Source organism: Sinomicrobium kalidii (genome assembly GCF_021183825.1).
In the GTDB taxonomy this organism is placed as follows: domain Bacteria; phylum Bacteroidota; class Bacteroidia; order Flavobacteriales; family Flavobacteriaceae; genus Sinomicrobium; species Sinomicrobium kalidii.
Map to the genome: position 1 here is coordinate 4,506,565 of NZ_CP089211.1, position 19,923 is coordinate 4,526,487.

General features: G+C 45.8%; 12 protein-coding genes. 5 read left to right on the plus strand and 7 right to left on the minus strand.

Annotated features, from left to right (window positions below):
* Positions 1-2: 2 nt before the first annotated feature.
* From LS482_RS21715 to LS482_RS18420, 7 genes are all read right to left on the minus strand, one after another.
* Positions 3-128, minus strand: coding sequence for a hypothetical protein (locus LS482_RS21715; RefSeq protein WP_302849328.1), 126 nt, complete (start codon positions 126-128; stop codon positions 3-5).
* Positions 129-226: 98 nt separating this feature from the next.
* Complete coding sequence (locus LS482_RS18395) at positions 227-2,734, minus strand: PIG-L family deacetylase (protein WP_233028978.1); 2,508 nt, start codon at positions 2,732-2,734, stop codon at positions 227-229.
* A 131-nt stretch (positions 2,735-2,865) separates the two neighbouring features.
* Positions 2,866-3,402, minus strand: a complete 537-nt coding sequence (locus tag LS482_RS18400) for a mechanosensitive ion channel domain-containing protein (protein ID WP_233028979.1) — start codon at positions 3,400-3,402, stop codon at positions 2,866-2,868.
* Between the two features lie 78 nt (positions 3,403-3,480).
* On the minus strand, positions 3,481-4,077 hold the full coding sequence (locus tag LS482_RS18405; protein ID WP_233028980.1) for a Maf-like protein: 597 nt from the start codon (positions 4,075-4,077) through the stop codon (positions 3,481-3,483).
* A gap of 9 nt (positions 4,078-4,086) precedes the next feature.
* Positions 4,087-5,184 (minus strand): acyltransferase family protein, encoded by a 1,098-nt coding sequence (locus LS482_RS18410; RefSeq protein ID WP_233028981.1) that lies wholly within the window; start codon positions 5,182-5,184, stop codon positions 4,087-4,089.
* Positions 5,185-5,349: 165 nt separating this feature from the next.
* Positions 5,350-5,874: a KdsC family phosphatase gene (locus tag LS482_RS18415; protein ID WP_233028982.1), complete on the minus strand. Its 525-nt coding sequence runs from the start codon at positions 5,872-5,874 to the stop codon at positions 5,350-5,352.
* 95 nt (positions 5,875-5,969) lie between these two features.
* Positions 5,970-6,713, minus strand: a complete 744-nt coding sequence (locus LS482_RS18420) for a Rossmann-like and DUF2520 domain-containing protein (RefSeq protein ID WP_233028983.1) — start codon at positions 6,711-6,713, stop codon at positions 5,970-5,972.
* 217 nt (positions 6,714-6,930) lie between these two features.
* Here LS482_RS18420 and LS482_RS18425 point away from each other — a divergent pair, with 217 nt between their 5' ends.
* From LS482_RS18425 to LS482_RS18445, 5 genes are all read left to right on the plus strand, one after another.
* Positions 6,931-10,158 (plus strand): cytochrome c biogenesis protein CcsA, encoded by a 3,228-nt coding sequence (locus LS482_RS18425; protein WP_233028984.1) that lies wholly within the window; start codon positions 6,931-6,933, stop codon positions 10,156-10,158.
* A gap of 440 nt (positions 10,159-10,598) precedes the next feature.
* Positions 10,599-11,471, plus strand: a complete 873-nt coding sequence (locus tag LS482_RS18430; RefSeq protein WP_233028985.1) for a sugar phosphate isomerase/epimerase family protein — start codon at positions 10,599-10,601, stop codon at positions 11,469-11,471.
* Between the two features lie 383 nt (positions 11,472-11,854).
* The gene (locus LS482_RS18435; protein WP_233028986.1) at positions 11,855-13,171 is read left to right on the plus strand and encodes a rhamnogalacturonan acetylesterase; all 1,317 of its coding nucleotides are present in this window, start codon (positions 11,855-11,857) and stop codon (positions 13,169-13,171) included.
* A gap of 66 nt (positions 13,172-13,237) precedes the next feature.
* Positions 13,238-16,099 (plus strand): glycoside hydrolase family 2 protein, encoded by a 2,862-nt coding sequence (locus LS482_RS18440; protein WP_233028987.1) that lies wholly within the window; start codon positions 13,238-13,240, stop codon positions 16,097-16,099.
* Positions 16,100-16,746: 647 nt separating this feature from the next.
* Positions 16,747-19,812 carry a SusC/RagA family TonB-linked outer membrane protein gene (locus LS482_RS18445; protein WP_233028988.1) on the plus strand — a complete coding sequence of 1,022 codons (3,066 nt, stop codon included), beginning with the start codon at positions 16,747-16,749 and terminating at the stop codon, positions 19,810-19,812.
* The last annotated feature ends 111 nt before the right edge of the window (positions 19,813-19,923 follow it).

Sequence of the window (19,923 nt, forward strand, 5' to 3'; positions counted from 1 at the left end):
TACTAACAGTTTTCCAGCATTATGAAATAGAAGAAGATAATATAGAGGATATTGGCGATAAGTACCAGGGTGTAGCTGGACTTCCAATGCCATTTCCGGGGAGTGTTATGTTCTTCCGGTTGTTCCATTACTGGGTGGTGATATTTTTTTTACGGTTTTTGATATTCACTTGATGAAAATGTTCCTTCGCCTGGCCATGCCTTTAGGGGACAGGAAAAGCCAAAGGTCAGTTGTGTTTATCCCCGGCTTCCTTCCCGACGGAAAGCATATTGGCAAAGAGTTTGAATGCGCCGGGAACCCCTGCCGGCAGTTCCCGGAAAAAACTCAGTCCTGTGTAAATATAATAACCTTTTCCGTAAGGGGCTACCAGAAGGCTGCCTTCTTTGGCTTTTTCCCCTTTGTCGTGCATGGACAGTACGGGGGTGTATTCCCCGGCCCATTTATCGGGAAAGTACAGCCCGCGTTCCTGTACCCACCCTTCAAAATCCTGACTCGTGATCTTGTTGGGGGAGTTCAGCAGGGGATGGGTTTCGTCTATAAACTCTACCGCCGCATTTTCATCGGTAACCCTGTCCCTGGATACGCGAAGGGGATAGGGGGGCATAACGTCCAGCTCGCTTCTCCTGCCTACGGTGTTATACTGCACGATCAGCGTCCCGCCTTCTTTTACATAGTTCAGTAAAGCAGGCTGTGCGGTATGCAGGGATTCCAGTACATTATAGGCCCGTATACCAATAACCACGGCATCGTAACGGGCCAGGGCAGAAGCCGAAATATGGTCGGCATCCAGGAAAGTCACGTCATAACCGATCTGTTTGAGGCTCTCCGGCACCTTGTCGCCCGCACCTGTAATGTAACCTACGGATTTCCCCGCCTTGTCTATGTTGAGCCGGACCACTTTGGCTTCGGAAGGCAGCAGGACAGATTGTGTGGGGATATGGTCATAACTGATCTCCATAAGTTCCTTGTTGTAGGTGTCTCCGTTGATATGTACGACCGGTGTTATCAGCCCTTCGCTTTCGTCTTCCGGGGGAGTGACTTTGAACAATACGGTCTTTTCCGCTCCTTTTTTTTCTGTGTGTACGGGGTAACTTTCGGGAGAAACGTTCCATCCGTCGGGAACGTTCAGGGTAACGGTACCGTTTATTTGTTCCCGTATTGCCGTTACTGTAACGGGAATGCTTTTGGGACCGTTAGCGAAGATACTTACCTTGTTGGCAATGGCGGCCGTAACCGGGGGAAGTATTTCAAATGGCTGGTAGCGTTCGCCCCCCGCCGGATCGGTATGTTTGTATATGATGTTTTTCCGAAAAGCGATATCCACACCGTTAATGACAACGTGGAAATTGGCGGTCAGTATGTCCGGGGTTTCCGGCAGGCCGATAAATTGTTGCTCAGCCCTGTACATACCCAACGTGCCTTTTTGCATTAACCAGTACGGGGCAGTATAGTTGGGTGTGTCCGGAATTTTGGTAGTGAGTTCAAACCGCTTTTCTTTGTTGTAATCGAGTTTGGCGGATGCGTTTTCCACAGTCCCGGAAGGTGCTATTTCTATACTGTTGAGTGTGATGTCTGCATTGCTCCGGTTGATCGCTTCTATTTGCAGTTTTAATGAGCTCCCCGGAGTGGCCCTCGGTGTCGGAGCCACTGCTTCCAGGTAAAGCCCTGCACACGCCTGGATAATTTCTTTTAGTTCTTTGGTCTTTACCGATTTCCAATAATTGTCCTCAAGTTTTTGGATAAGCGTATATGCTTTTATCAACTGCGGGATGTGCTCGGACGGGTCTTTAAAGTTGAAATGGTGCTCTACGGATTTTAACAGCTTGGCAATTTCCTCGGTGCCTTCCAGCCGGGACCAGGTGGTGTTGATCCCGTCAAAAATGTTGTTGTTTTCCGGCATGTCCCCTTTGAGCAATTCCAGGTATTCCGTTTCGCTCCCCCTGGAGCCCGAACTGCCAAACCCCTGGCTGCGGTGCTGGCTACGGCTCAGGGCTGCTATTTCGCCATTGCTTTTGCCCAGTGCGGGGTAATACCCGCCCATGTCTACACTTACCAGGTTGTCTTTGTTGGCTTTCCTGAACTTTTCCTCACTGCCGTAAAACCACCAGGAAGTATTGAAAAAGAGCCTTCGGGGCTGCCATGTGGAAAAGGATGTCAGCTGACCGGGATATGAATTGCTGTTTCCGGCAAGGTCAAAGGCTTCTACACTCAGCATGGCCGAAGTAGTATGATGACCGTGAGTGGTTCCCGGGGTGCGGTGGTCAAAACGGTTGATGATCACATCCGGTCTGAACTTTCGGATGGCGCGTACCACATCGGCCAGTACACTGTCTTTGTTCCATATGTTTAGGGTTTCGTCGGGGTGTTTTGAAAAGCCGAAGTCATTCGCCCTGGAAAATAATTGTTCCCCGCCGTCTATGCGCCTCGCCGAAAGCAATTCTTCGGTCCTGATGACCCCGAGGAGTTCCCGGAGTTCCGTACCGATGAGATTTTGCCCGCCATCACCCCGGGTGAGGGAGAGGTATGCGGTCCGGGCGTGTACTTCATTGGAGAGGTACGAGATCATCCTGGTGTTTTCATCATCCGGATGGGCAGCCAGGTAGAGGGCAGTTCCCAGAAAATTGAGTTTTTGTACGGCATGATATATTTCGGAGGAAGAATATGTTTTCGGCTGTTGCGGATATAGGGTCAGGGAGGTTAAAACAAATAGCAAGAGGAGGGTAATTTTACGCATTTCAGTTAGTTTTAAATTCCGGTTTCGCGTTGCGGAAAGACTGTTTCCGATAATTGCCACAATATATAACTGTCTTTCAAATATAGAAATAATAGCAATTATGCTATGGTGTTTAGGCTTTCTTTAACTATTTAAAGGCTTTCACTGCCGTCATCATCCTTGTTGCTGTTTACCACTTTTACTCCTTTTTGCAACATGAGGTTATTAGGATAAGTAATGAGTTCATCCTCATCTGTTCGGAGCAGCAGGTGAAAAGCTTTTATGTCTTCTATTGTGGCTTCCGTAGGAAAATCTTTGTCCTGTATCTGTATTCTGTCGCCTATTTTATACGGAAATGTAAAAAACAGGATGATCCCCGCCGTAATATTGCTCAGGATGGACCACTGGGCGAACAGTGCCACACCGATAACGGCAAATACCGAAGACAATAACAGCCCGAGGTCTTTAAAATTTACATTCCAGATAATATTAATAGTGATTATACCGATAGAAAAAATGGCAAAATTGGCATACCTCAGGATCAGGGACGTCCGTGCCTCGTTATAGTTGCTTATTTTACCCACTTTACGAATAATCTTGAACAGGATAAACTTTAAAAGTAAAAGCAGTACAACAGCAATGGTGCTGTATAATAGCTGATCCTTGTATAAGGACAAAAAGTTGTTCATTGTTATCGGATTATTGTTTCGTAGGGTAAAGATACGCGATGCCGTTATTCCGCAACGCAATTATGTGATCATTTCTTTTCAGTCCGTGGCTTCCACAATACTTTTCAGGGTATTATACATCAGGTGTACGGGGAGGCCGACCACATTGAAATACGAACCTTCTATCTTGCGGATACCTATCAGGCCTATCCACTCCTGTATTCCATATGCTCCCGCTTTATCGAAAGGTTTAAACTGATCGATGTAATAATTTATCTCTTCATCGGTTAAGGTGTTAAAAAAAACTTTGGTTGTGGCGTTGACGGTTTTTTGAAGGGAGGGCGTAGTGAAACAGATGGAAGTAATAACTTCGTGACAGTCACCGGAGAGTGCCTTGACCATCTCAAAAGCGTCGTCCCTGCTTTTCGGTTTTCCGAGCGCTTTCTGGTTGTGCCATACAATGGTATCGGAAGTTATCAGGATGTCCTTTTCCCGGAGATCGTCCTTCAGGGGCAGTGCCTTGAGTTGTGCGAGGTAATCCGGGATTTCGCTTTTCCACAACCTTTCCGGATATATTTCCTCCACGCTTTTCAGCCGTATTTCAAAATCGATCCCCAGGTCACGGAAGAACTGGTGCCTTCTCGGAGAACCGGAAGCGAGGATAACATGGTAATTTTTCAATGTTTTCTGAAGCATAGCCGCTTTTTATATTTTAATGATCTTTCCTTTTCGATATAACCCGTATGCAAACAGCCAGATAAAGAAAGTAAAGCACAGGGCAAACATAAGGCTGCCGAAATAATTGTCAAAAACGGGCTGAAAAATGTGCTGGTATGACCAGCCCAGCAGGGAAGTGTCTCCGATTTTAAAGACGTAGATAAATATTTTCACCAAAAGTACGGACAATATATAACTTACCAATGGATTTTGCCCAAAAACACGGAACACCAGGGTCCACTGGTTTTGTTTTTGTATATCGATCGCCCAGATGAGTAATGCCCATACCACGGTAATGATACCCGAAGTATAGAGTACGTAAGCCCCCGTCCAGAGGGGTTTGTTTATCGGGTAAACGATATTCCATAGTTGCCCGGCAAATATCAGGACCACGGCGAGGATGGCCAGCTTTTTTGTCTGCGGGAGGTCGGGGATACCGTTTTTCAGGGTTCGTTTGCCTATGATATATCCGAGGATCACCTGTCCCGCACTGGATAATGTGCCCAGCAATCCTTCCGGATCAAAAGGGATACCGAAACCACCGTAAAGATGTCCCTCTCCGAACAGGGCCTTGTCCAGTACATTGCTGAAATTTCCCTCCAGGGAGTACGGAGCGTCCCCGCCCAAAAAATACAGGAGGGCCCAATGCCCCAGTAAAAGTACGGCAAATACAACAATGAGCTGCCTGGTTTTTTGCAGCAGTATTATGCATATTCCGGCTACCAGAAAGGCCAGGGCAATTCGTTGCAGCACCCCGAAGATACGCAGGTCGGCAATATTCGTTCTGTAGAAAGGGAACCAGTTGAGCAGTAATCCTATAAGGAATATCAGGGCAGCCCTTTTTAACAGTTTGAGCAGGATGGGCGTTTTGTTGGCCGGGTTCATTTTTCTGAAGGAAATGCTCATGGAAAGCCCCACTACAAAAAGAAAACTGGGAAACACGAGATCTGTGGGCGTACACCCGCTCCAGGCCGCGTGCCGTAATGGGGCATATACGTAGTTCCACGAACCGGGAGTGTTGACCACAATCATCAGGAAGATGGTAAGTCCGCGCAATACATCCACGGACAGAATTCTGTTTTTCATGGTTGGTTGATTTATTAAAAGGGGCAATTTAATAATTATAATTCACAGTCTCCCGTCGATTTTTGGGCAGGAGCGTAAATCTAACAATCCACATATTGGTTATAATCATGTTTTTTGTCCGTCGGAGGAATTTGAGTAAGTTCCTGAAAAGTTATTGTTTACTTATTAGTCGTACTTAGCCTCGAAACTGTTGCTCCATTTCCCCTGAACTTTAAGTACCTGTTCAATAACATCCCTTACACATCCTTTTCCGCCGTTTTTGTGAGAGATATACCTGGATACTTCTTTGATCTCCGGTGCGGCGTCCTGGGGGCATGCGGGAAGTCCCACCATTTGCATGGGAGGGAGGTCCGGCAGGTCATCGCCCATGTAGAGTACATTTTCCGGTTTTATGCCGTAAATGTCGAAATATTCGTTCAGTGCATCCGTTTTGTGCTGGGCACCGAGGTAGATATCCGTAACACCCAGGCCCCGCATACGTTCCCTGACCCCTTCGTTGGTACCACCTGAAATGATGCAGATGTTGTATCCCTTTTCTATCGCCGTTTTTATGGCATAACCGTCCTTGAGGTTCATGTTGCGGAGCATCTGTCCGTCTGTGGTAATAACGATGGTACCATCGGTGAGTACGCCGTCTACGTCAAAGACAAAAGTGGTAATGTCTTCCAGGTATTCTTTGTAATTTTTCATATACGGAATCTGTTTCTGGGTTTTAAAAGGGACAAAGGTACAAAGTTTCCTACTTACCCGGCGTAATGGCTGTTTTGATGTCGGTTTTTTGTGTGCTACGACTTTTCCCTGATGGATTTGGTCAGTAATTTGTAAATCTCTTTTTGCAGACTGTCCTCGTTTAACCGGGCGAGATGTTTTTGAATGGTGGTCTGATCATTACGTTTGGCGGGCCCGGTCTGTGCGTCTTCCGGGGACATGGTTTTGATCTTTCGCGCTGTTTCTGCTATGAGCGGCTTCAGCAGGTCGAAAGGGAGTTCGTGTTCCCGGCAGATCGCATTTCCTATGGCATAAAGGTGATTCACAAAATTGTTTACAAACACCGCAGCGAGATGAAGCGACCGCCGTTGTTCGGAATTTACCGGGTATACCTGCCGTGAAATGTTGTTTGCCATGTTTGTGAGGAGAACCGCATCCTCTTCTTTTTCGGCTTCAATACACAGGGGAATCTCAGAAAAGTCCACTTCCCGGTTTTCGGAGAATGTTTGAAGTGGGTAAAAAACCCCGCTCCGGTTTTCCGGACTCAACTCGTCCAGGGCCACGCTTCCCGAAGTATGTGCTACCAACCGCCCTTTAAACGGAAGATTCCGGGAAACTTCACCTATAGCATCATCGGAAACAGCAATAAGGTACAGATCGGCAGGGAGGAGGTTGTTGTAATTATCGGTGGCCGGGATGCCTTCTAAAGAAATTCCTTTGCGGTTAAACAGTTGTATAACATTGGTTTTGTTATTCGAATTGAAAGCCTTGATCAGATGTGTGGCCACATTCCCGGAACCTATGATAACTACGTTGGTCATACGGCAAAATTACAAAGATATTATAGATTTCAGATATAAGAGATGAGAAGTAAGATGCAATAGGATTACGGCAGGTTATTTATTTAATTTACAATATTAAGAACATATTAACATTCCCTTATATTTCTTTCCTTTCTTCATACCGTGAAAAGTCATAAAAACACCCTATTTTTGCACGCAGAATACAATAGTGCAGCCTGCACATAAATACATTGTAATGACTAACTTCCTCAAGAATACGATCTTTTCCACACGATTAATGGCTGTTTTGTTTTTGGTATTTGCCACCGCCCTGGCTTTCGGGACCTTTATTGAAAGCTGGTACAGTACAACCACGGCGAGAATATGGGTGTATAATGCCTGGTGGTTCGAGGCTATTATGGTGTTTTTTGTTGTTAACTTCTGCGGAAATATTGTACGTTACCAACTGCACAAAAGAGAAAAATGGGCGGTATTACTGCTGCACCTCTCGTTTATCTTTATTATCCTCGGGGCTTTTGTTACGCGTTATATAAGTTACGAAGGGGTAATGCCCATCCGGGAAGGGGAAACGTCCAACACCTTTCTGTCCGACAAAACATACCTCACCGCTTTCATAGACGGGGAAATCAACGGGCAGCCCATGCGAAAGTCCATGCAGGAGGGCATCCTGGTATCGCCGGAAGGGATTCAGTCCAGATTACCGTGGGAATCCGACTATAACGGGCAGCCGTTCACAATAGCGCACGCAGGCTATATAGAAGGCGCAGAGAAAGCGCTGGTCCCTGATGAAAACGGTGAAGAATACCTCCAGGTCGTGGAGGCCGGGGGAGGTACGCGCCACGATCATTATATCAAAAGCGGGGAAGTGACGAGTATTCACAATGTACTCTTTGCCCTGAACAAACCTACCGAAGGAGCGATAAATATCAACACAAAAGACAGTGCTTATACGATAAGCACCCCTTTTGAAGGCACTTTTATGCGTATGGCAGACCAGCACCGGGACACTGTTGTAAAAGACAGCGTACAGCCCTTGCAGTTACGCTCATTGTATAATGTGGCCAATATGCGGTTTGTATTTCCGGAACCGGTGGTAAAAGGAAAATATGAGGTTACGCAGGCCGAAGACCCGGAAAAGGCGTCACAGGATGCCCTTATTGTAGATGTTTCTACCCGGGGGGAAACCAAACGCGTAAAAATATTGGGAGGCAAAGGGATGGCCAATGCCCCGGTGAAAGTGAAGCTGGGCGGACTGGATTTTCACCTTTCCTTCGGATCTAAAGAAATAGAATTGCCGTTCAGTATAAAACTCAACGATTTTATTGCAGAAAAATATCCCGGTACGGAAAACGGATATTCTTCTTTTATGAGCAGGGTCACCGTTAATGACGACCGGTCTTTTGATTACGACATTTACATGAACCATATCCTGGATCACAAGGGCTACCGTTTCTTCCAGGCCCGCTTCGACCCCGATGAAAAAGGGACGGTACTCTCGGTAAACCACGATTTCTACGGCACATGGATCACGTATATCGGTTACTTTCTGCTCTATACAGGATTGCTGGGCATTATGTTCTACGGCAAGACAAGATTTAAAAACCTGGGACAAATGCTGAAAAAGGTAAAAGCGGAAAAGGCAAAACTGGCAACGGCAATGCTGCTCTTTTTCAGCCTGACCGCTTTTGCGCAAATGGACCAGTACAACGAAACCGACAGTACTCATGTACACCGGGAAGAACACACGCATACGAATGCACTGCCTTCCAAAGCACAAATAGATTCTGTTATTGAGGCCACTTCGGTAAGCCCCGAACATGCCGATAAATTCGGGAAACTTGTCATCCAGGACGACGGGGGCCGGATGAAACCCGTCAATACTTTTGCCTCTGAACTGCTTCGAAAGATCAGCAAAAAAGGCACCTACAACGATCTGGATGCCGACCAGGTCTTTCTCTCCATGCTGCAAAACCCTGCAGCTTGGTACAATGCAGAGCTCATCTATATGAAAAAGGCCAATGACAGCCTGCACAAGGTCATTGGTGTGAAAAAAGGGAAGGAATATGTCCGTGCCATTGATTTTTTTGACGAACAGGGCAATTACAAACTGGCCCCGTATCTGCAGGAGGCCTATGCTACAAACATCCCCGACAAGTTCCAGAAGGAATTCAAGGAGGCCGATCAGCGCCTGGCATTGCTCAACAGGGCATTGGGCGGGGAGATCCTCAAAATATTCCCGCTGCCTGACGATGAAAACCACAAATGGATATCTGCCGTGGACTACAGGACCCGGCAATATCCTATCAAGGATTCGCTTTATGCCAATTTTATCGATAAATCGGTAAGCCTGTACCTGATGTCACTCCGGCAGGCCATAAAAACCAATGATTATACTGAAGCCGACAACATATTAAAAGCTTTTGATAAAAATCAGGAGAACTTCGGAGCGGAGGTCTTGCCATCGGATCAAAAGGTCGAAATAGAAGTACTCTACAATAAGGTGAATATTTTCCAGAAGCTGTTGATGTGGTACATGATGGTAGGGTTGGTGATGTTCATTTTCATTGTTCTCCGTATTTTCTACGACAATAAGACCCTGAAAACGTTAGTCCTCATCGGTAAGATAGGTATCGTCCTGCTTTTTGTACTGCATACTGTCGGCCTGATTGCCCGTTCCTATATTTCCGGACATGCCCCCTGGAGCGATGCTTACGAAAGTATGATCTACGTGGCGTGGGCCACTATGCTCTTCGGGCTTATATTCGGCAGGAAATCCGATCTGACTGCGGCTTCTACGGCTTTTGTGACTTCCATCATATTATGGGGCGCGCACATGAACTGGCTGGACCCTGCCATTGCCAACCTGCAACCCGTATTGAACAGTTACTGGCTCATGATACACGTATCTATTATTGTGGGAAGCTACGGACCCTTTACTCTTGGATTGATTCTTGGGGTGGTAGCGTTATTACTGATAATTCTTACTAATGAGAAAAACAAGGCGAAAATGGCGCTCCATATCCGGGAGATCACCATTATTAATGAAATGGCACTGACAGTTGGGCTTATAATGCTTACCATAGGAAACTTCCTCGGGGGACAATGGGCCAATGAAAGCTGGGGCCGTTACTGGGGCTGGGACCCAAAAGAGACCTGGGCACTTATTAGTATCATGGTGTACGCCTTTGTGGTGCATATGCGCCTCGTTCCCGGCCTGCGGGGAAGGTTTGCTTTTAACTTTGCCAGTATTGTGGCCTACGCCAGTATTATGATGACCTATTTCGGTGTAAACTTTTACCTCGTTGGCCTGCACAGTTACGCCAGCGGTGATAAGGTGATTACACCCAACTTTGTGTACTATTCTGTGGCTGTAGTCGCCTTGCTCGGCGCCGTAGCTTATTGGAGGTACAGGATACACTACAAGGACAGTAACGGCAGTAACGGAAAGAAAATCCCGGCATAATCATAGTCCCGATAATGTCTGGATTTTATTGGTCTCAGTTTATGATCTAACCCCCTGCCGATGGTTATCGGGATTATTGCAACGCCTTTGGTTTCTATAAATCTCGGCCACGACTACACGGATATATCAATGGTCGTTTAAAGATTATTCGTGTATTGGTGGCCAAACAAACTTTCAGTCTGCTACGCACTTCCGGTTTGGTTTGCAGTAAAAACCTGGTAAGTACGGCGAGGGCGTGATTCCCGGTTGCCTTTCCTTGTTGATTTTGCTCCGCAGGTGGCAGCATATACCAAATAAAGACCGAATATTGACTTTTATATCTGTTGGATTCTATAACAAAATTGTGGATATATTCTTCTTCTTATATTTAAGAATCAAAAAATTGTATATTTATTGTCATTGTCTATAAAAGAGTTTTAAATTAATCTATCAATTATCATATGAAAAGACGGAGTTTCGTAAAGAAAACAGGACTTCTCACCGTAGGTGCCCTAGCGCTGAGTCATAGCGATTTGGTGGCTAATATTCTCAAAAGGGGTGGTATTGAGCCTTTCGGAGTACAACTTTACAGTGTTCGTGATGTATTGCCCGAAGATCCTAAAGGAGTGATGACCAAACTGGCCGAAATGGGTTACAAACAGTTTGAAAGCTACAGCGGCTCCGAAGGTTTTTTATGGGGGTTATCACCCAAAGAAATGAAAACCTTCCTCGGTGATATAGGTGTTGATATGGTGAGTACCCATTTCAATTATATGGGCGTGGCAGATAAGCCGGACGTGTTGAAAAAGAATATTGAAATGGCGGAGGGAGCAGGTTTGAAGTATTTGCTGTGTCCCTATATCGGTGCACAGAAAAGTTGGGACGATTGGAAAAGAATTGCAGAAAACCTCAATAAGATAGGGGAAGAGGTGAGTAAAGCCGGATTAAAGTTCGGTTATCATAACCACGATTATTCTTTCAAACCGCTGGAAGGAAAACTTCCGCAGGATTATTTGTTGGAGAATACAGACCCGAAACACGTGATGTTTGAACTTGACCTTTGCTGGATCGACGTGGCAGGGGTAGATACCGGAGTACACCTTAAGAAGTATGGGAACAGGTACGAACTGTGCCACATCAAAGACTACAGCATAGTGGACGGAAAACCCGTTCAGTCCGATCTGGGAAAAGGAAGTGTGGACATGAAAAATACCCTCAGGAATGTTCTTAAAAGCAGTATTGAGTACTTTATTGTGGAACAGGAAGAATATCCGGTATCTTCATTGGAGAGTTTAAAATATGATGCAGCGTATATGAAGGCTTTAAAAATATAAGTTGGGGCCGTCAAAGGTGGCCCGTCCCTGCTTCAACGGGTTCAGCACAGACTTCAGCCTGAAGAAGAGGAGCTTGTAAAAGTCGTATTCTTTTTGGAATAAATAACGAAGTGAATGGAGGATCTTTCACAAAAAACTTCGTAATTCAACATTCTTCGGTTCGGTATTCATAATTTCTTTCCCCGTCTTTTCTTTTTAAATCATAATGCATAACGGATTTTTTAGTGCGGATGCTATCTTTTGTAGATTTTCAAAGGGGCCTATGTAAAGCATTACCCATACAAGTATCTTTTTTTAATGAAATCATCACAGTACAGGATGGTAGTTACCCGAAGACGTAATATCTTAATCGCGATAAATAAGAATAAAAACAGCCATCCCCAATGTATAAATTACGATTTTGTTGTATCGCTTTGTGCCTGTGGACCTTTCTCCCTTCCCTGTGGGGCCGGCCCCAGGCAGATAAGCATCAGGAAGCACCGTTGACATTCACTTTCGGACAAAATGCTGATCAGGAAGGGCACAGAATAGTGTCTCCTTTCCCTTACGGACAGGGCGGTATCGGTTTTGATTTCAATACAGAAAACAAGGTGTTGATGGAACGGGAATCCTTTGTCGCGGGAGAACCGGTGTACTTTTCTGTACGCCTTTCCGAAGGAAATTATAAAGTGACCGTTGAACTGGGAAGTGACAATTCTGCCTCGAACAACACGGTTAAGGCCGAATCCAAAAGAATCATGCTGGCCGAAGAAGCATTGGAAGCCGGGCAGGTCAAAACAGAAAGTTTTGTGGTCAATCTCAGAAGTGTTCAAATCGGGAAAGGAGAGAAAGTCCGCTTAAAGGACCGTGAAAAATCCCAGCTGAACTGGGACGATAAACTGACCCTTGAGTTTTCAAAGGGAACGGCAGTAAGAAAACTTGTCATAAGCCCGGTAACTGATATAACCACCCTTTTCCTGGCCGGGGATTCGACGGTAACCGATCAGGACCTGGGGCCCTGGGCTTCCTGGGGGCAATTTGTTACGCAATACCTGAACGGGAATATTGCAGTGGCCAATTATGCTTCTTCGGGAGCCTCGTTAAGTTCGTTCAAGGCAAGGAAAAGATTTGACAAGATACTGTCACTGATCAGAAAAGGGGATTACCTCCTCATTGAATTTGGCCATAACGACGAAAAACAGAAAGGGGAAGGCAAGGGCCCCTGGCTGAACTATACCGACCTGCTTATCGAGTTTGTCACTAAAGCCCGGGAAAAAGGAGCATTGCCCCTGTTGGCCACACCTACCCAGCGCCGTCATTTTACTTCTGAGGGGAAATTGAAAGATACACACGGAGATTATCCCGGGGCCATGCGAAAAGTGGCAAGAGAATATGGTGTACCGTTGATAGACCTCACGGCGTTGACAACTGTGCTGTATGAAAGCTGGGGAGATAAAATGTCACGGAAGGCATTTGTACAATACCCGGCAAACACTTTTCCCGGACAGGATAAGGAACTCGCCGATAATACCCACTTTAACGACTTCGGGGCCCATGAAATTGCACTTTGTGTGTTGAACGCTATTCAATCACAGCATACCGGGCTTGAAGAATATATCAGGACACCACTGAATTATAGCCCGGACCGCCCCAACGATTTTAAAGACTGGACCTTACCCATGAGTCCGCGATTCGAACCCGCCAAACCCGATGGAAACTAAAATACTTGTAAAATGCTCCTAACCCCTGTCAGGTCGAACGTAGTCTTGACCTCCGTAATAAACACTATGATGGTATCAGCAAAAAACAAACTGTCCGTTATTGTACTCCTCCTCGGATTCATGTACACTGCAACAGCCCAGAATACACAGAAGACATACCTTTCCGGCAAGGATTTTAAACACCCTGTAAAATGGGAGTTTATGTGTACCGGAGGGAATAACAGCGGCCAATGGACTTCGATCGATGTCCCGTCGCAATGGGAATTAAAGGGATTCGGGACTTACACCTACGGAAGGTGGTATAAGGAACTGGACCAAAAGGAACCGAGTAAGGAAGAAGGCTTTTACAAATATGAATTTGAGGTTCCCGCAACCTATAAAAACCAGCAGGTGAAAATATTTTTCGGCGGCGTAATGACTGACACGCATGTTAAGATCAACGGAAAATCCGCCGGGGCGGCACACCAGGGAGGCTTTTACCGCTTCAGCTATGATATTTCTGACCTGCTTGTTTACGGACAAAAAAACCTGCTGGAAGTCCATGTGAAGAAACATTCCGACAACGAACATGTGAACAATGCCGAGCGAAAGGCAGACTGGTGGCTTTTCGGGGGCATATACCGCCCGGTGTGGCTGGAGATCAAACCGGAAAACCATATCGGAAATATCTTTATCAATGCTGAAGCCGACGGACAAATGCGTGTAAATATTTCCGGTAGTAATATTCCTTCCGGGGCATCTGTTTCGGCTTCCGTAAAAAAACTCGGAAGTGACGGTGATTTTAAACAGGAACAAAGTGTCGATATTGATAAAAAGACCGAAACACTTTCTTTTCACTGGGAGCATGTGGATGCGTGGAACCCGGAAACCCCAAACCTGTATGTGCTTCAGCTTCAACTGAAAAAAGAAGGCCGGTTGTTGCATAAGCTGGAGCAGCGTTTCGGCTTCAGGACGATCGATTTCAGAAAGAAGGACGGGATTTATGTCAATGGCAAAAAGATCGTCATGAAAGGCATAAACAGGCATACCATATGGCCGGAATCGGGGAGAAGTACCGATAGGGACCTGAGCATCATGGACGTCAACCTGATCAAGGACATGAACATGAACGCCGTGAGAACACATTACCCTCCCGACGATCATTTTCTGGACGCCTGTGATTCCCTGGGGTTGTTCGTACTTGACGAACTGGCCGGCTGGCAAAATCCCTATGATAAGGAAACCGGGGCCAAACTTATAGCGGAAATGGTCACCAGGGATGTCAACCATCCTTCCGTAATTATATGGGACCAGGGGAATGAAGGAGGGTGGATCGATGAACTGGACAGTGTTTTTTATCAATACGACCCTCAGAAGAGAATTGTTATCCACCCCTGGGCCGATTATAATGGCTGGGATACACATCACTACCCGACCTATCTTACCGGGGTCCACCGTTTTCTCGATGGTGAAAATGTATTTTTCCCGACGGAATTTATGCACGGCACCTACGATAACGGGCACGGATCGGGATTGGAGGACTTTTGGAACCGTTTCAGAGAAAGTCCCCTGTTTGCGGGAGCATTTATGTGGGCGTTTTCGGATGCAGCCGTGTTGCGTACCGACTGGAAGGGCGAAAGAAAATACGATTCCAAGGGCTCACTGGCGCCCGACGGTATTTTAGGGCCCCACAGGGAAAAGGAAGGGAGTTTTTATGCTGTAAGGGACATCTGGTGCCCGGTGCAGTTTGCTCCCCTGAGGATCACTTCATCTTTTGACGGTACCTTTTTGATCACCAATGATTATATATACACTGATCTGAATGAATGTAAGCTGACCTATAGTGTAAAAAGCATTCCCGAAAAGGCGTTCTACACTGCCGGGGAACCCGTATCTGTTGCTCATGGTGAAATAGAACTCCCGGATATCGAACCCGGCGAGACGCGGAAAGTGAAAATGGATGTACGACCGTCATTTTTTGACGGGGACTGGCTGGAGATCACCGCGCACGATCCCGCCGGAAGGCTCCTCAATGTATGGACATGGCCCATTCATCTGCCCGGATACTATTCCGATAAATTTTTAGTGAAAGGCGAATCGGGAAAAACCGCGTTAACCGAAAAAGGCGACATCGTTGAATTACAAGGGGGGAATATAAAGGTCAGGATAGACAAAAACAGCGGAATCATCCGGAATGTATACAGAAATGACCGGGAAATACCGTTTAACAAGGGGCCGTACCCGGTAGGGATGAAAACTGAGGTAAAAAAGGTAGAAACACGGAAGGAAAATGAAAGTGCGGTGTGCATAGTCCATTATAACGGCGGAATAGATCGGATAAAGTGGGCCATGCACCCCGACGGAAGGCTGAAAATGGAAATGGTGGCATTAAAAAATGCAGGACGAAGCAGTGGATTTGACGGGGCTTTCTACGAAGGGGAAATAGACAAATTCGGGATCACGTTTAATTTTCCTGAAAAAGAAGTAAGCGGTATAAAATGGTTTGGAAAAGGACCCTACCGGGTATGGAAAAACAGGCTAAGGGGAACGAACTATAATTTATGGCAAAAGGAATATAACAACACCATTACCGGGGAGAGTTTTGAGAATTTGATATATCCCGAGTTTAAAGGATACCATGCCGATCTTATCGGGGCAAAGCTGGAGGCCGGTGAGGATACGTTCCGTGTATTCAGCGAATCGGAAAATGTGTTTTTAAGGCTTTTTACCCCCGATCAACCCAAATATGCCCTGAAAGGAGCAAGTGCTTATCCCGGTTTTCCTCCCGGGGATATTTCCTTTATGTATGAAATCCCGGCCATGCGGTCGTTCAAACCCATCGAACACCACGGCCCGCATAGCCAGCCTTCGAACATCCGGATCAAGAAAGGGGACGAAGGAATACAAATGAACCTGTGGTTTGATTTCAGGAACATAAATGACCAGTGACAAAAAGCAGAATCCTGCCCTTGAACTTTTTAAAACAAATTGCCAAACAAGGAAATATAGATTTTAAAAACGCTCTTTAAGGTACGCTTTTAATTTCTATACAATGCCCTGTGTTACTTTGTATGCCTTTGTGATACAATAGCTTACTATATGGGGCTAAACCTGTTGGAAGTCTTTTTCCCCATATAAAACTTCAAAACATAATCCCGTAAAAAACCGGTTTTAAACCCTGCTCCCGATCCCGATAGATCGGGATGAAAAGGGGAGCTTTTTCTTATCCATTATTCACGTTAAATTACTGAGTTATTAAGTTATTACGTGTTGACTAAATAACTCGGTAACCTAATAACCATGGCAATTTCATTGCCTTTCTAAACCGCCGGACTTGCAGTCCGGAGTCAAGGACCGGAGCGTAACGGTTACCGGTGCGGATCAGGAATTCTTCCCGAAATTAATTGCGCATTGGCAGTCTTTCCGGATTCCAGATTGTCTTTTCATCAAACAACTTGTTTGGAATGTCACATTCTTAGTTTATATCCTGTAAATTAATATAATATGAATAATTCGTCTATGTTTTTGACGATTTTGTACATCTTCCCGGGGTCTTTTTAACATTATTTTGGCACCAATCAATAAACCAAAACAATATGAAGACTTTATTACCAATTGTGACCATTCTTTTTATGGCATATACATCGGTGTCATGGTCACAGACCAGAGAAATTTCAGGGAAGGTCCTGGACGATCTTAATGCCCCTTTGCCTGGAGCAAATGTAGTTTTGAAAGGCACTCAAACGGGAGTTGTGACCGATTTTGACGGGAATTTCAAAATTACGGTCACAGGGGCCGATGCGGTCCTTGTAGTTTCATACTTAGGATTTGAAACCAAAGAAATTAAAGTAGGCAGTGCAATTGATTATACCATTCAGTTAACGTCCTCTTCATCTGCTCTGGATGAAGTTGTGGTGATTGGTTATGGTGCCGTAAAAAGAAGCGACCTCACAGGGGCTGTGGCATCGATGAACGCGGAGGAATTGGAAAAAGCAAACAAGGTAGATGCCATCTCTGCAATGCAGGGCCAGGCCCCGGGGGTAGTTGTTCAGCGTACCGACAACAAACCGGGGGCCGGAGGCTTTAATATCCGTATCCGGGGGGCCAGTACCATTAATTCCAACGAAACGGCCAACCAGGGCGGATTTAACCCCGGCCAGAACCCGCTTTTTATTGTGGACGGGATCTTTGTGGACGACATTTCTTTCCTCAATCCTTCCGATATCGACCGAATGGATATCCTCAAAGATGCTTCGGCAACGGCCATATACGGATCGCGGGGAAGTAACGGGGTGGTGATCATAGAGACCAAACGCGGTAAAAGTGGTAAACTGAAGGTCAATTATAATGGGTATGTAGGTTTTAAGGAAGCCTATCATTTACCGTCAATCTATGATGGTCCCGGGTATGTGGAGTTCATCAGGGATGTTGTTGTGGGTAATGAATTCGCCCAGCTTGAAGGAGACCTTAATTACAGGAGAGGGGATGTGGTACTGTCCGATTATTTTGATGAGGAAGAAATGCAGAACATTGCCGACGGCGTGAATACGGACTGGGTGGACCTCGTGTTAAAATCAGGGCTACAAACCAATCATACCATCGACCTGAGCGGGGGGAACGAAACCACGACTTATGCAGTTGGCCTGGGCTATACCAAGGATGAGGGAACCATTGAAGGCGAAGATTTTCAAAGATATAATATAAGGGGAAGCTTAAAAAGCGACCTTACCGAATGGCTGAACGTGAGTTTTAACAACTACATCACCAACGCCGTACAAAACACCGGGAGCTGGGAGGCCTTCAGGAGCGCATACCGGTTAAAGCCCATAGGCCGCCCTTATAATGACGACGGCTCCTGGCGATTTTTTCCGACACAAAAGGAAACCCAGATTACCAATCCGCTTTTTGATACCCGGAATATTACCAAAGAGACCAAGTATCTGCAATACGTAGGAGACATTGCCATAGAGGTCAGGCCTGTGGATGGATTGAGCATTACTTCGAAATTTTCACCTAATATTAAATATACCAGGTACGGGGAATACCGGGGGCTTTATTCAAAGAGTGTAAGTGGAAATCCATCAAACAGGAGAGCCCAGGTAAACAACTTTAACTATTATTCGTATGCCTGGGATAATATCTTCAACTATAAATATACCAGCGGTGTACATGCGATCGATGCTACCGCGGTGATCTCAAGGTTTATGGAACGGTCGGAAGGCTATTATTCCCAGGTCAGAAATTTTATTACGGACGAATTTTCGTTCTATAACATAGATGCCGGGCTTGATATCAGGGATCTTTCCGGTGATTTTTCCAAACAGACCCTGGAATCTTACACGGGAAGGCTGAACTATACTCTGAAAGATAAATACCTGTTCACCTTAACGGGACGATACGATGGTTCTTCCATACTTTCGAATAAGAATAAATGGGCCTTTTTCCCCTCGGCGGCCTTTGCATGGAAGATGATAGATGAAAACTTTATGCAGAACCAACAGCTGTTCTCCAATGCCAAGATCAGACTTAGTTACGGTCAGACAGGGAACAACGGCCAGGGCGGCGGACTGATTCCGCTGGCCTCGAAATCATTGCTGGGTACCAGTGCTACGAACCTGGGGGACGCTTCGGTATCGACGGCCTATATTACCGGCTTGGCCAATGACGATCTCACCTGGGAAAAAACTACCGAGATCAATTTGGGTATTGACTTCGGATTGTTCAAGAACAGGATTTACGGGTCGGTGGACCTCTACAACAGAAAAAATACGGACATTATATTTTTTACACCGCTTCCCTCACTGACCGGTTTCGCCGGAAAATTTAACAATGTAGGGGAATCGACGAACAAAGGGATCGAAATCGGATTGAATACCGTAAATATTGACAGTGAATATTTTACATGGACCACCAATTTCAACTTCGCGTCCAACAAGAATACGCTCGATAAACTCTATGGGGATGTTGACGAGATCATTTTCAACGTACAGGGAACCAACTTTATCCATAAGGTAGGAGAAGCCGTCGGATCGATCTACGATTATGAATTTGACGGTATCTGGCAACTCGACGAAGTGGAAGAGGCAGCGGTATACGGGCAACGTCCCGGTCAGGTCAGGGTAAAAGACCTGAATGATGATGGCGCAATCACTCCCGATGCAGACAGGAAGGTCATAGGCAATGTTACCCCTAAATGGACCGGGGGCATTACCAGTACCATGAACTATAAGAATTTTGATTTCTCTTTCTTTATCCATATCAGTCAGGGGAACAAGGTACTGAGCAATTTCCACAACGGTTTTTCATTTCCCTGGGACGGTGAACCCACAAGGACTTTCAACGGCTATGATGTAAATTACTGGACCCCGGAAAACCCTACCGATAAATGGTATCAACCGGGTAATGGAGGCATATACCAGCACGCCATTAAATACAGGGATGTATCCTTTACAAAAGTGGGGTACATGACCCTGGGGTACACACTCCCTTCCGATATACTGGATAAACTAAAGTTAGATAAGCTGAGAATTTATGCCACTGTACAGAACCCTTTCATATTTACCGATTATGACGGATGGGACCCTGAAAATGCGGGAAGAAACGACTGGGGAGCGGCATTTATGTCACGTACTATTATGACCGGGGTTAATCTGAGTTTCTAACGAACTCTGTTATTAAAATTTGAGAACAATAAAACAGTTGATTAGTCCTGGAGTCCCGGAGTGCTTTAGTTACCCGTACTCCCGACTCCCAAACTCATCAACTCCCAAACT

What these genes read in the sequence shown, in the direction of transcription:
- LS482_RS18395 (WP_233028978.1), bottom strand. Translation starts at nt 2,734, where the DNA reads ATGCGTAAAATTACCCTCCTCTTGCTATTTGTTTTAACCTCCCTGACC.
- LS482_RS18415 (WP_233028982.1), bottom strand. Translation starts at nt 5,874, where the DNA reads ATGAAAAATTACAAAGAATACCTGGAAGACATTACCACTTTTGTCTTT.
- LS482_RS18435 (WP_233028986.1), top strand. Translation starts at nt 11,855, where the DNA reads ATGTATAAATTACGATTTTGTTGTATCGCTTTGTGCCTGTGGACCTTT.
- LS482_RS18445 (WP_233028988.1), top strand. Translation starts at nt 16,747, where the DNA reads ATGAAGACTTTATTACCAATTGTGACCATTCTTTTTATGGCATATACA.
- LS482_RS18440 (WP_233028987.1), top strand. Translation starts at nt 13,238, where the DNA reads ATGATGGTATCAGCAAAAAACAAACTGTCCGTTATTGTACTCCTCCTC.
- LS482_RS18400 (WP_233028979.1), bottom strand. Translation starts at nt 3,402, where the DNA reads ATGAACAACTTTTTGTCCTTATACAAGGATCAGCTATTATACAGCACC.
- LS482_RS18405 (WP_233028980.1), bottom strand. Translation starts at nt 4,077, where the DNA reads ATGCTTCAGAAAACATTGAAAAATTACCATGTTATCCTCGCTTCCGGT.
- LS482_RS18420 (WP_233028983.1), bottom strand. Translation starts at nt 6,713, where the DNA reads ATGACCAACGTAGTTATCATAGGTTCCGGGAATGTGGCCACACATCTG.
- LS482_RS18410 (WP_233028981.1), bottom strand. Translation starts at nt 5,184, where the DNA reads ATGAAAAACAGAATTCTGTCCGTGGATGTATTGCGCGGACTTACCATC.
- LS482_RS21715 (WP_302849328.1), bottom strand. Translation starts at nt 128, where the DNA reads ATGGAACAACCGGAAGAACATAACACTCCCCGGAAATGGCATTGGAAG.
- LS482_RS18425 (WP_233028984.1), top strand. Translation starts at nt 6,931, where the DNA reads ATGACTAACTTCCTCAAGAATACGATCTTTTCCACACGATTAATGGCT.
- LS482_RS18430 (WP_233028985.1), top strand. Translation starts at nt 10,599, where the DNA reads ATGAAAAGACGGAGTTTCGTAAAGAAAACAGGACTTCTCACCGTAGGT.